The 11,607-nt window shown below is 70.3% G+C and carries 13 protein-coding genes; 7 read left to right on the top strand and 6 right to left on the bottom strand.

Features of this window, described 5'->3' with window-relative positions; all coding sequences use genetic code 11:
- Window positions 1–91: 91 nt before the first annotated feature.
- Window positions 92–1,201 carry an FAD-dependent monooxygenase gene (locus AB0M47_RS39625; protein WP_363423414.1) on the bottom strand — a complete coding sequence of 370 codons (1,110 nt, stop codon included), beginning with the start codon at window positions 1,199–1,201 and terminating at the stop codon, window positions 92–94.
- A gap of 74 nt (window positions 1,202–1,275) precedes the next feature.
- Here AB0M47_RS39625 and AB0M47_RS39620 point away from each other — a divergent pair, with 74 nt between their 5' ends.
- The gene (locus AB0M47_RS39620; RefSeq protein WP_363423412.1) at window positions 1,276–1,893 is read left to right on the top strand and encodes a helix-turn-helix domain-containing protein; all 618 of its coding nucleotides are present in this window, start codon (window positions 1,276–1,278) and stop codon (window positions 1,891–1,893) included.
- Here AB0M47_RS39620 and AB0M47_RS39615 read toward each other — a convergent pair.
- The 3 genes from AB0M47_RS39615 to def all read right to left on the bottom strand — a co-directional run bounded on the left by AB0M47_RS39615 (window position 1,877) and on the right by def (window position 4,980).
- Window positions 1,877–2,719, bottom strand: a complete 843-nt coding sequence (locus AB0M47_RS39615) for an LLM class flavin-dependent oxidoreductase (protein ID WP_363423410.1) — start codon at window positions 2,717–2,719, stop codon at window positions 1,877–1,879. The two genes, AB0M47_RS39620 and AB0M47_RS39615, sit on opposite strands and share 17 nt — an antisense overlap.
- Window positions 2,720–2,801: 82 nt before the next feature.
- Entirely contained in the window at window positions 2,802–4,253 is a 1,452-nt protein-coding gene (locus AB0M47_RS39610) for an MFS transporter (RefSeq protein ID WP_363423408.1), read from the bottom strand.
- Between the two features lie 79 nt (window positions 4,254–4,332).
- Window positions 4,333–4,980, bottom strand: a complete 648-nt coding sequence (gene def, locus AB0M47_RS39605; protein WP_363423406.1) for a peptide deformylase — start codon at window positions 4,978–4,980, stop codon at window positions 4,333–4,335.
- 55 nt (window positions 4,981–5,035) lie between these two features.
- Here def and AB0M47_RS39600 point away from each other — a divergent pair, with 55 nt between their 5' ends.
- A complete protein-coding gene (locus tag AB0M47_RS39600) occupies window positions 5,036–5,590 on the top strand; it encodes an AAA family ATPase (protein ID WP_363423404.1) in 555 nt (184 codons plus the stop codon).
- Between the two features lie 4 nt (window positions 5,591–5,594).
- Here AB0M47_RS39600 and uppS read toward each other — a convergent pair whose 3' ends face one another.
- Window positions 5,595–6,356 (bottom strand): polyprenyl diphosphate synthase, encoded by a 762-nt coding sequence (gene uppS, locus AB0M47_RS39595; RefSeq protein ID WP_363423402.1) that lies wholly within the window; start codon window positions 6,354–6,356, stop codon window positions 5,595–5,597.
- A 53-nt stretch (window positions 6,357–6,409) separates the two neighbouring features.
- Between uppS and trpB the strand changes: the two genes are divergently transcribed.
- The 3 genes from trpB to AB0M47_RS39580 are packed head-to-tail and all read left to right on the top strand — an operon-like array spanning window position 6,410 to window position 9,134.
- On the top strand, window positions 6,410–7,591 hold the full coding sequence (gene trpB, locus AB0M47_RS39590) for a tryptophan synthase subunit beta (protein WP_363423400.1): 1,182 nt from the start codon (window positions 6,410–6,412) through the stop codon (window positions 7,589–7,591).
- Complete coding sequence (gene trpA / locus AB0M47_RS39585) at window positions 7,588–8,301, top strand: tryptophan synthase subunit alpha (protein ID WP_363423398.1); 714 nt, start codon at window positions 7,588–7,590, stop codon at window positions 8,299–8,301. The genes trpB and trpA overlap by 4 nt, the downstream gene beginning before the upstream one ends.
- A 53-nt stretch (window positions 8,302–8,354) precedes the next feature.
- Entirely contained in the window at window positions 8,355–9,134 is a 780-nt protein-coding gene (locus AB0M47_RS39580; RefSeq protein WP_363423396.1) for a GntR family transcriptional regulator, read from the top strand.
- A gap of 77 nt (window positions 9,135–9,211) precedes the next feature.
- Here AB0M47_RS39580 and AB0M47_RS39575 read toward each other — a convergent pair whose 3' ends face one another.
- Entirely contained in the window at window positions 9,212–10,780 is a 1,569-nt protein-coding gene (locus AB0M47_RS39575; RefSeq protein WP_363423394.1) for an alpha/beta fold hydrolase, read from the bottom strand.
- Between AB0M47_RS39575 and AB0M47_RS39570 the strand changes: the two genes are divergently transcribed.
- Both AB0M47_RS39570 and AB0M47_RS39565 read left to right on the top strand, forming a co-directional pair.
- Complete coding sequence (locus AB0M47_RS39570) at window positions 10,755–11,009, top strand: hypothetical protein (RefSeq protein WP_363423391.1); 255 nt, start codon at window positions 10,755–10,757, stop codon at window positions 11,007–11,009. The genes AB0M47_RS39575 and AB0M47_RS39570 overlap by 26 nt on opposite strands.
- 54 nt (window positions 11,010–11,063) lie before the next feature.
- Window positions 11,064–11,384, top strand: a complete 321-nt coding sequence (locus AB0M47_RS39565) for a helix-turn-helix transcriptional regulator (RefSeq protein WP_253761286.1) — start codon at window positions 11,064–11,066, stop codon at window positions 11,382–11,384.
- The last annotated feature ends 223 nt before the right edge of the window (window positions 11,385–11,607 follow it).

Raw genomic sequence — 11,607 nt, 5'->3', positions numbered from 1 at the left:
ACCACCCACCCACCCCACCCCCACTCACGTCCTCGTTGATCATGGAGTTAACCGTGGTCTCGACGGCGTGGCGAGGCTGGAAACACCATGATCAACGGCGAACCGCGGCCAGGACTTTGGACGCGGTGTTGCGGAGGGTGATGGCCAGCCGGGTCGAGGGAACGAGCAGGGTGGACGCCATGCCGACCCCGTTCTGCTTCGGCCCGACCAGCTTGCGGTGCTCCGCCTCGTACGCCTGGAACGCCGTCTCATGGTCGGCCGGGTTCGCCGCCAACGCGTCGGCCAGCGTCGCCGCGCCCGCCATCGCCAGCGTCGAACCGTCGCCGAACAGGGACACCGAGGAAGCCGCGTCACCGAGCAACACCACTCGACCGGCCGACCAGCGGTCGAGCCGGACCCGGCTGACGGCGTCGAAGTAGAGGTCGCCGGTCTCGCGTACGTGCCGTAGCAGCTCCGGCACCCGCCACCCGGCTCCGGCGTACGCCTCGACGACCCGTCGCTTGTGATCGGCGGCGTCCCGGTAGTCGTAGCCGGGGTCGGCGGGCGCACGCCAGATGAAGGCGGCGATCGGCTTGCCGCTGCCCGGGTGCAGCGAGAGGGACCGGTTGGGTTCGTTGTACATCACCACCTGCCGGGGATCGAGGCCGATGCCGTCGATCGCCAGCGTGGCCACCCACATGCCCAGCTGCTCGACGAACCGGCTCTCGTCGCCGAAGACGAGCCGACGGGTCCACGAGTGCACGCCGTCGGCCCCGACGACCAGGTCGAACCGGCGCGGCGCGCCCTTGTCGAAGGTGACCTCGACGCCGCCGGCGTCCGGCTGGAGGGTCTTGATCGAGTCGCCGAAGACGAACTCGGCCTCGTCACGGGCGGCATTCAGGAGGACCGTCGCGAGATCCATGCGGGGCAGTTCGATCGACTCCGACTTCGGCGGCATCGGCATCCGCCCGACCTGGCGGCCGGTCGCGTTGACGAAGCTCAGCTCGGTGACGGCGGTCGACGCCGCCTGGAGCGCCGGGACGACGCCCATCCGCTTCGCCACCGTCATGGCCGGCCCGCGGACGTCGATCGGGTTGCCGCTGGAGCGCAGTTCGCCTGCCCGCTCCACGACCGTCGGCTGGAAGCCGTGCCGGGCCAGCCAGTACGCCAGGGTGGGGCCGGCCACGCCGGCGCCCGAGATCAGAACGGTTCGGTTCGTCATGCCACGACCATAACTGCACTCAGTGCAGAATTGCAACCAGTGCAGATCGGCGCTGGATGCAGTACGCTGTCGGCATGGAGACGCTGCGGGAACGCAAACGCGCGCGGACGCGGCAGGCGATCATCGACGCCGCCACCGAGCTGTTCAGCGAGCGCGGATACGACGGCACGACGATCGCCGACATCTCGGCGGCGGCCGACATCGGCACCCGGACGTTCTTCAGCTACTTCGCCAGCAAGGAGGAGCTGCTGTTCCCGGAGGCCGACCTGCGCGTGGCCGCGGCGATCGCCGCCATCGACAACCGGCAGCCGGGCGAACGCCCGGTCGAGGTGCTGGTCCGGACGCTGCACGAGGTCAACACCGGCAACACCGAGATGGTCGGCACGATGGCGCAGCTACGGCTGCAGTTGATGCACTCCACGCCGGCCGTCCGGGGCCGGGCGTTGCAGGTGCAGCTCGACTCGCTCATGGAGATCGCCGGCCACCTGCACCAGGCGTACGCCGACGAGCTGAACCCGGTGGAGGCCGCCGCGACGGTCGGCGCGTTCATCGGCGCGGTGTCGGCTGCGTTGCAGATGCTCCTCGACGAGCCGGGCGCGCTCGACGACCCCGCCAAGATGCAGCGCCGGATGTGGGCGGCGGTGGAGAAAGCGCTGCTCTGGACCGCGAAAACGCCTACAGCAGAGGCTTGACGTCCTGGGCGACGAACCGCATGAACCCCTCGGGATCGGGGTCGTCCGGCGTCGGCTGCAACACGACGGTGGTCGCCCCGGCGTCGGCCCAGCGGCGTACGCCCGCCGCGACGGTGGCGGCGTCCCCGAAGACCGCCACGTCGTCCAGGGACTCGTAGCCCCAGCGGACGCGTTCGGCCTCCAGGCGTACGCCGGCATCCGGTCCGGTCGCCGCGTGCAGGTAGACCACGGCCGGCTTGTCGTCGGCGCCGATCAGCTGCCGGGCCTCCCGCGTACGCGTGGGCGTCGTCCCGCCGGTGAGGATGGTGCCGTCGGCGTCCGATCCGGACAGTCGCAGCGTCCGGGGTCCGACCGCGCCGACGAAGATCGGGGCCTCCGCCGGGGGCCACACGAGGGCGACCGCGTCCAGGTGGACGTAGCGCCCGTGGGTCGTCACGGTCTCGCCGCGCAGCAACGCTTTCAGCGCGTCGAGGTACTCCCGCAAGAGGGTCACGGGCGAGTCGACCTTCGCGCCGACCTGCGCCATCCAGTCCTGCACCCCGTGCCCGATCCCGACCTGTACGCGCCCCGGGAACAGCCGGTGCAGCGTGGCGACCTCCATCGCGGTGATCGCGACGTTGCGCAGCGGCACCGGCAGCAGCCCGACGCCGACCTTCAGCCGGGAGGTCCAGGCCAGTGCGGCGGACGCCGTCGCGATGCCGCTCTCCCAGAAGCAGTCCTCCCACAGCCACAGCTCGTCCAGGCCGGCCTGATCGGCCGCCTCGGCGACCGGGCGGAGCCGCTCCGGCGCCCACTGGGGAAGGAAGACCGCACCGAGTCTGATCACGACCGCACCCTACTCCGGCAGATCACGGGTACGCAGGCTTGCGATGCCCTCGGAAGGCTGCGTACCCGTGATCTGCGACAAACTAGTGGGAAGTCGTCGGGCGGAGCAGGAAGACGACGGCGACCGCCACCCCGGCCAGGATCACGGCGCTCACCAGGGCCGCCAGATGCATCCCGGTCACGAACGCCGACCGCGCCACCGCGATCACCGAACCGTCACCGCCCAGCACGGCATCGGCCAGGGTCTCCCCGGCGGCCGGCGGCGTGGACGAGCGGTAGACGGCGGTGGCGAGGCTGCCGAGCAGGGCGATGCCGAGCGCGAAGCCGAACTCGCCGCTGGTCTCGTTGAGCGCCGCCGCCGAGCCCGCCTTCGCCGGCGGGGCGTTGCCGACGACCAGGTCGGTGCCGAGCGTGACGAACGGCCCGGCGCCCAGGTTGGTCAACGCGAACCCGGTCGCCACCAGGGCAGGTGCGGCATGTGCGGGCACCTGCGTCAGAACGAGCAGCCCGATGCATGAGAGCCCGATGCCCCCGCCGATCAGGTACGCCGGCCGGATGCGCCGGGCCAGCAGCGGCGAGACGAAGAACGCGATCCCCGAGGCGGCCACGCCCGGCAGCATCCACAGCCCGGCCCGCAACGGGGAGAGCCCGCCGACGAGCTGCAGGTGCTGCGAGATGAACATCATCAGCGCGCCCATCAGCATCGTCCCGGCGAACATGCAGCCCAGCGCCGTGCTGAACGCACGATTGCCGAACAGCCGCAGATCCAGCAGCGGGTCGGCGAGGCGCCGCTGCCGGCGTACGAATGCGATGCCGAAGGCGAACCCACCGGCCAGCGCGAGAAACGGGATCGGCTCGGGACCCACCCGCGCGAGTTCCTTCAGGCCGTAGACGATCGGCAGGATCGCGGCGAGGGAGAGGGCCACGCTGCGGAAGTCCAGCCGGCCCGCGCTTTCGTCGCGGTGCTCGGGCAGGATCAGCGGCCCGAGGATCATCAGCAGGATCATCGCCGGCACGCCCAGCAGGAAGACCGAGCCCCACCAGAAGTTCTCCAGGAGTACGCCGCCGACGACCGGCCCGACGGCCGCCCCGCCCATGAAGCAGACCAGCCACAGCCCGATCGCCAGACCGCGCTGCTTCGGATCGCGGAACATCGCCGTGATCAGGGCGAGGGCGCAGGGCGCGAGGGTCGAGCCGGCCACGCCGAGCAGGGCGCGGGAGGCGATCAGGGTCAGCGGGCTGGTGGAGAACGCGGCCAGCACCGAGGCGAGGCCGAACGCGGCCGAGCCGATCAGGAGCAGTTTGCGCCGTCCGATGCGGTCGCCGAGCGTACCCATCGTGATCATGAAGCCGGAGAGCATGAACCCGTAGATGTCCATGATCCAGAGCTGCTGGGTGCTCGTGGCGCCGAGCGCCTCCGAGATGTGCGGCAGGGCCAGCAACATGACGAAGACGTCGATCGAGACCAGCAGCGTCGGCAGCGCGAGTACGCCGAGACCGGCCCATTCCCGCCAGCCGGCGCGGTGCTCGTTCATCGTGTTTCCCCTCTCGTGTCCCCTCCTTTCGAGGGGCTTTCACGAGCGGGTCGGAGCCGCGGCGCGATTCTCTACACGGCTACTTGCCGAGGGCGGCGGCTTTCTCGGCGCGGCGTGCGAAGACCTCGTCCTTGCGAGTCTCCATCTCCTTGAGGACGCCCTTGCGCTGACGGCTGCCGAGGCGGTCGATGTAGAGCTTGCCGTTGAGGTGGTCGGTCTCGTGCTGAAGGCACCGCGCGAAGTAGCCGAAGCCCTCGATGACCAGCGGATTGCCGTCCTTGTCCTGGCCACGCACGATCGCCCGGTTCGGCCGCGACACCGGGGCGTACGGGCCGGGGACGGACAGGCAGCCCTCGTCGTGCTCGACCAACCGGCGCTCGGCCGGGGGCAGCTCGTCCAGCACAGGATTGCAGATGTGCCCGACGTGGCGTACGCCGTCGTCGTCGGGGCAGTCGTAGACGAACAGCCGCAGGTCGACGTCGACCTGGTTCGCCGCCAGGCCGACGCCCTGGGCGACGAGCTGCGTGGCGAACATGTCGTCGACGAGCTTCGCCAGCTCCGGGGTGCCGAACTCGGTCACTTCCTGGCAGGGCCGGTGCAGGATCTCCTCGCCGACGACGGTGACCCGGAGCACCTCGCCCCGCGCCGCCTCCGGCGGGACCTCCGGAAACTCGTCGACCGGCCGGCCGAGGACGCGTACACGGCGGTCGACGGGCTGCTCGGCCATCGGTTCCCCTTCCTTGACGGACTTCATGAAAAGTAGCAGTTGTAAGGTCGTGATCATGGAACGCCCGCGGACCGGTCAGATCATCCTGCTCAACGGCACGTCGAGCGCGGGCAAGACGAGCATCGCGCGGGAACTGCTGCCGCTGCTCGACCGGCCGTACTACTTCATGCCGGTCGACGCCCTGAACTCGATGCGCCACCAGCGCCCGATGAGCCCGGACGAGCTGGAGGAGACGCTTCAGCGGCTGGCCGCGGGCTACCACCGGGCGGCGGCCGGAATGGCCGAGGGCGGCAACGACGTGGTGCTGGACCACGTGCTCCGGAGGCCGTCGTGGCTACGGGAGTGTGTGGAGCTGTTCCCTGCCGACGTCGTGTTCGTCAAGGTCTACTGCCCACTGCCGGAGTTGCAGCGACGCGAGGCGGCCCGCGGCGACCGCGCGATCGGCAAGGCGGAGTCGCACTATCCGCTGGTGCATCGCAACGCCGTGTACGACGTCGAGGTCGACACCAGCGAGCTGAGCCCCCGCGACTGCGCCGAGCGGATCAAGTCCTTCGTGGACGCTCCGAGCGACGAGCGCGCCTTCGCCCGCCTTCGCCGCGCGTACGCGTGACGGGTCAGGCGCCGAATCGGCGCTGGCGCCGGGCGTACGACCGCAACGCCCGCAGGAAGTCGATGTAGCGGAACCCCGGCCAGTACACGTCGCAGAAGTACAGCTCGGAATACGCCGCCTGCCAGATCAGGAAGCCGGAGAGCCGGATCTCGCCGCTGGTCCGGATGACGAGGTCGGGATCGGGCAGGCCGCTCGTGTAGAGGTGGGCGGCGATGTCCTCCGCGCTGATCCGCTCGGCGAGTTCCTCGGGGGTCACTCCGAGCCGCGCCTGCACGTCGATCAGCGACCGCACGGCGTCGACGATCTCCTCGCGGCCGTCGTAGCCGATCGCGATCGTGAGGTCGAACGGCGCGTCCCGGTCCCGGGTCTCGTCGACCGCTCGCTTCAGCGCGGCGCGGGTCGACTCGGGCACGTCGTCCAGCCGGCCGGCGACGTGCAGCCGCCACTGGCCCTCCGGGTGGCGCAGCCGTTCGGCGACGACCTCCTCGATCATGCGCATCAGGTGGGCGACCTCGTCCGAGTCGCGCTTGCGCAGGTTGTCGCCGGAGCAGACGTAGACCGTGACGGCCGGAATGCCGAGCCCGGCGCACCAGTCCAGCACCTCGTCCACGTGCTCGGCGCCGTAGCGGTGACCGATGTTGGGGTTCTCGAACCCCTGCTGCCGCGCCCAGCGGCGGTTGCCGTCCATCACGATCGCGACGTGCCGGGGCAGCTGTTCCGGACGCAGCCGGGAACGCAGGCGCTGGGCGTACAGCCGATAGATCACGTCGAGAACCTACCGGCTTGCCACGCTGCGCTCAACTGTTCTATAACTGTTCCATGAGTTCTATAACAGTCCCGTCGAGCACCGGAGCGCTCGGCCGGTTCGGCGAATACGGCGGACGCTACGTCCCGGAATCCCTCATCCCCGCCTGCCAGGCGGTGGCGGAGGCGTTCGCCGAGGCGTGGGCCGATCCCGGCTTTCGCGGCAGCCTCAGCGCGCTGCTGTCGGCGTACGCGGGCCGCCCCACTCCGCTGACGCCGGCCCTGCGGCTGTCGGCCGAACTCGGCGTGACCGTGCTGCTCAAGCGGGAAGACCTGACGCACACCGGATCACACAAGATCAACAACGTGCTCGGCCAGGCGTTGCTGGCCCGGCGCATGGGGCGTACGCGGCTGATCGCCGAGACCGGGGCCGGCATGCACGGCGTCGCGACCGCCACCGCCGGGGCGTTGCTGGGTCTGCCGGTGAAGGTGTTCATGGGCGAACGGGACGTCGAACGCCAGGCGCACAACGTCTTCCGGATGCGGCTGCTGGGCGCCGAGGTCATCCCCGTCACCACCGGCAGCCGTACGCTGAAGGACGCGACCAGTGAGGCGATGCGCCACTGGGTCACCGACGCCGACGAGGCGTACTACTGCGTCGGCTCGGTCATCGGCCCGCACCCCTATCCGACGATGGTCCGCGAGTTCCAGCGCGTCATCGGCGACGAGGCTCGGCGCCAGTGCGCGGCCGAGCTGGCCAGCGCCGTTCCGGACTACGTCGTCGCCTGCGTCGGCGGCGGCAGCAACGCGGCCGGCACGTTCGCCGGATTCGTCGACACCTCCGCCCGGCTGATCGGGGTCGAGGCCGAAGGCGGCTCCGGCGCCTCGCACGGGGCGCTCGGCGTACTGCACGGGTTCCAGTCGCTGTTCCTCCAGGACGAGCACGGGCAGATCCAGGAGGCGCACTCGATCGCGGCCGGGCTGGACTACCCCGGCGTCGGGCCGGAACACGCGTACCTGCGCGATCTCGGGCGCGCCCGTTATGTCACCGTGCCCGACTCCGAGGCGGTCGCGGCGGCCGTCCGGATGGCCCGGGCCGAGGGCATCCTGCCCGCCATCGAGTCGGCGCACGCGCTCGCCTGGGTCGCCCGCGCCGCGGGTACGCCCGACCTCCCCAGCGGCTCGACCGTCCTGGTCACCCTCTCCGGCCGGGGCGACAAGGACATCACCACCCTGATCGCGGAGGCGGACCTGTGACCAAGCTGCTCATGCCCTACATCACCGGCGGCGTCGTCGCGGGCTGGACGGCGTACCTGCGGGCGTTCGAGGACGCCGGGGCCGATCTGATCGAGGTCGGGCTACCGTTCTCCGACCCCACTGTGGACGGTCCGACCATCCAGGAGGCCTCGGACGCCGCGCTCGCCCGGGGCGCGACGCCCGGCTCGATCCTGGCCGACGTGGCCGCCGACCCGGTGACCATCCCCCTCGTGGCCAGCACGTACGCCAACCTCGCCCTCCGGCCGGGGTTCGGCGCGGCGCTGACGGCCGCCGGGGTCACCGGGCTGATCGTGCCCGACCTCCCCCTCGACGAACTTGATCAGTTGCAGGCGCCCGGGATCGCGGTCAGTCTGCTCGCCTCCCCTGCCACCCCGGACGACCGGCTGGCCGAGATCGGCGAACGCAGCCAGGGCTTCGTCTACGCCGTCTCGGTCATGGGCACCACCGGCGAACGCGACCGCCTCGCCCCGTCGGCCGCCACCCTCGCCACCCGGCTCAAGCAGGTCACCGATCTGCCCATCCTGATCGGCTTCGGCATCTCCAGCCCGGAACAGGCGGCCGAAGCCGCCGAGGTCGCCGACGGAGTGATCGTCGGAGCAGCCGTCATGCGACGAATCCTCGACGGCGCCAGTCCCGCCACCCTCGGCACCTTCGTCGGAACACTGCGCGCCGCACTCGACGTGCGATGATCCTCCGACAGCCGCAGATCACGGTTATGCCTGCCGAATCCGCCCGGTGAGGCATGCGTACCCGTGATCTGCTGCCGACGACGGACGGTGAAGGGGGCGGCGTGGCGCGGTATCGGGAGATCGCAGGCGACCTCGCCGCCAAGATCCGCGACGGCCGCTACGCCCCCGGCGAGGCGCTGCCCGCTCAACGGGAACTGAGCCAGGCGTACGGGGTCACCTTGATGACGCTGCGCCAGGCCCTGCGGGAACTGAGCGCCGAAGGGCTCATCGTCCAGCAGCCCGGCAAAGGCACCTTTGTCGCACCGCCCCATTTGGCGTACCAGTTGGGATCTTTGCGGAGCTTCGCCGACGATCTGCGCGACCAGGGCCACGAGGTCCGCACGACGGTGATCTCCTGCGCGCAGCGCCGCGTGCCCGCGCGCATCGCGGCGCGGCTGCGGATCCGCGAGACTTCGACCGGCCTGCGGCTGGAACGGGTCCGCGCGTTCGCCGGCCGCCGCGCCATCCATCAGATCTCCTGGGTACGCGAGCCGCCGGCGGACCGCTTGCGCGAGGTGGATTTCACCAGCGTGAGCCTGTACGCGGCCCTGGCCGACCAGGGGGTCGCAGTGGCCCGCGCCGCCGAGACGATCCGGCCGGCGACGCTGGACGCGGACGTGGCCCGGCACCTCGACGACGACGAAGGCGTGCCGGTGCTGGTCAGCGACCGGATCACCTACGCGCCGGACGGGACGGCCCTGGTGGCGGACCGGGCGACGATCCTCGGCAGCATGATGCAGATAACCGCCGACCGCGCCGCCACCACCCTCTCCCTCACCTGGCGCCCCACCTAACCGTCGCGTTGATCATGGAGTTAACTGTGGTCTCGTCGGCGTGTCGAGGGGGTCAACTCCATGATCAACGCGCTCGGCTAGGCGCCGTTGGCGCAGGCGGCGACTCCCGGCGTCGCAGTGGTGAGGAACGCCAGCTCGGCGTCGCGTACGCATTGCGAGTTGAAGAACGCGATGTGCGCGTCGCCTTCATAGGTCAGCGTCGAGCTGCCCTCGATCTGGCCGGCCACCCGGATCGCGAGGTCGTAGGGCGCGAGCGGGTTGTGCCGTGTCACCACGAGCAACGTCGGCGGTGCATCGTGGACGATGACTGGCCGGCGCGGCGCGACCGACGGAACCGGCCAACCCTGGCAGCCGCTGACGTAGTCCCATGAGTCGGATACGCCGCCGGTGTGCGGGGCGAGCCGGCGGATCTCCCGGCGCAGTGCTTGGAATTCGGCGTACCCGGTGATGTCGCGCGGGAAGTCGACACAGCCGCTGGCCCGATACGGGTGGTAGTACGGGGGCGCGAGCGTGCCCGCGTACGCGCCGGCCCATCCCGTGGTGTCCCCGGTCCGCAGCGCTCCGAGAGCCGCCGCCAGATCGGACCAGCCGCCGTATCCAGCCGGAACCGTGCCGTTCTCCAGCACGTACATCGCGATGTAGCCGATCTCCTCACCCGTCATCGCGTGATCGAGCCCGGCCACCGGCAGCGGCTCCCGATTCGCCCGTTCGATGACCTCGTCGTAGATCGCGGGAATGTCCTGCCCGTACAGGGCACAGCTCGGATCGCTGCCACACCACGCGACGAATCGGTTGAACGCCGCCTCCGTCTCACGGACCTGGGTGCGTACGTAGGTCGTGGTCGGCACGGTGTGGTCGAGGGGGCTGTCCAGCACCAACGCCCGAATCCGGCCCGGGAAGAGCTGGGCGTAGGTCTGCGCGATGAGGCTCGCGTAGGTCCAGGCGAACCAGGTCAGCTGCGGTTCCCCCAGCGCCACCCGGAACGCCTCGGCATCCCGGGCCTGTGTCTCGGCGTCGAGGTGCCGAATCAGGTCCTGGTCACAGCTCGCTGCCGCCGCCTGGTTGTGCCGGCGGAGCTGGGCGTATCCGGCGAGGTCGGCCGGGAAGCGGCTGACCGCCGGGTCGTTGAAGGCGCGGTCACAGGCCAACGAGGCACTGTGGACGTTCGCGTCGGCGGTCCCGTAGGACAAGTCCAGCCCGCCGCCGCGGGAGTCGATCCCGACAAGGTCGAATCGTTCAGCCAGCCCCGGCAACAGACCGAGGCCACCGTGCGACGGGGTGGCGACCTGGTTGACGGCCAGCACTCCGGCGCCCGGCCGGAAGAACAGCGTGCCGATCTTGTGCGCCTGATCGGCGGCCGGATGCCGCGCGACGGCGAGGGTGATCTTCCGGCCGGACGGCCGCGACCAGTCCAGCGGTACGCGCAACGTCGCGCACTGAGCGGTCTGATCGGTCTTCGGGCCGCATGTCGTCCAGTTCAGCCCGGTCTCCGTCAGCCCGGTCTCCGCCGTCGCGGTCTCCTTCAGTGCGGTCTCCGTCAGCCCGGTTTCCGTCAGCCTGGTCTCCTTCAGTGCGGTCTCCGCCGTCGCCTGGGTGACTCCGGCCGAGGTCGTCGTCGCTGTGGTCGCTGCCGTCGTCGCTTTCATCGCTGCCGTCGTCGTTGCTGTCGCTGTCGTGGTCGTGGCTGCCGCGATTGTCGGCGTCGCTGCCGTCGTGGTCGCGGCTGTCGCGGATGGAGCGGTCGCGGCTGTCGCGGATGTCGCGGTCGCGGATGTCGCGGATGTCGCGGATGTCGCGGTCGCAGCCGTCGTGGTGGATAGCAGGACGGCGGTCAGCGCGATGCGCAAGAGGTGCATGAGGCGTCTCCTTATGTAGGCGGTCTACATGTAGACGGTATGACCATACACCCTACGCATGTAGACTGTCTGCGTGCGTCAGGACCTCTTCCGTGGCCATCTGGAAACGTTGCTGTTGGCCGTCCTCGAAGACGGCCCACGTCACGGCTACGCCATCAGCCAGGAACTCGCCCTCCGAAGCGGCGGCGTACTGAGCTATCCGACCGGTTCGCTCTATCCGGCGCTGCGTCGACTAGAGACGGCCGGCCTCGTTCAGGGCGCGTGGGCGGGCGACTCCGGGCGGCAACGGCGCACCTACGAACTGACCGCGGCGGGACGGCGTACGCTCGCCGCCGACAAACAGGACTGGCAGCAGTTCACGACTGCGGTCGAATCCGTACTCCGGCTCACCTGACCGCTACCGCGCTCGCCCCCGACCCCCGACGCTCGCCGCTTCCCGCACGCTGGACGCGTTGAGCGGCCGACGCGTTGAGCGGCCGACGCGTTGAGCGGCGGATCAGGGATATGCCTGTGATCTTGGATCAAGATTCGGCTCTCCGGCTGCTTGTGTGGGTCACGAGCGGTCGGGGAGCTTGATTTGGTATCCGCCTAGGTTGAGCTTGGCGAGGGCTATCAAG

Source organism: Hamadaea sp. NPDC051192 (assembly GCF_040682475.1).
GTDB lineage: Bacteria > Actinomycetota > Actinomycetes > Mycobacteriales > Micromonosporaceae > Hamadaea > Hamadaea flava.
This window is presented reverse-complemented; position numbering and strand designations above follow the sequence as displayed.

Coding starts and splice junctions, on each gene's coding strand:
- AB0M47_RS39625 (WP_363423414.1), bottom strand. CDS start 1,201: ATGACGAACCGAACCGTTCTGATCTCGGGCGCCGGCGTGGCCGGCCCC.
- AB0M47_RS39620 (WP_363423412.1), top strand. CDS start 1,276: ATGGAGACGCTGCGGGAACGCAAACGCGCGCGGACGCGGCAGGCGATC.
- AB0M47_RS39610 (WP_363423408.1), bottom strand. CDS start 4,253: ATGAACGAGCACCGCGCCGGCTGGCGGGAATGGGCCGGTCTCGGCGTA.
- def (WP_363423406.1), bottom strand. CDS start 4,980: ATGGCCGAGCAGCCCGTCGACCGCCGTGTACGCGTCCTCGGCCGGCCG.
- AB0M47_RS39600 (WP_363423404.1), top strand. CDS start 5,036: ATGGAACGCCCGCGGACCGGTCAGATCATCCTGCTCAACGGCACGTCG.
- trpB (WP_363423400.1), top strand. CDS start 6,410: ATGAGTTCTATAACAGTCCCGTCGAGCACCGGAGCGCTCGGCCGGTTC.
- AB0M47_RS39580 (WP_363423396.1), top strand. CDS start 8,355: ATGCGTACCCGTGATCTGCTGCCGACGACGGACGGTGAAGGGGGCGGC.
- AB0M47_RS39575 (WP_363423394.1), bottom strand. CDS start 10,780: ATGAAAGCGACGACGGCAGCGACCACAGCGACGACGACCTCGGCCGGA.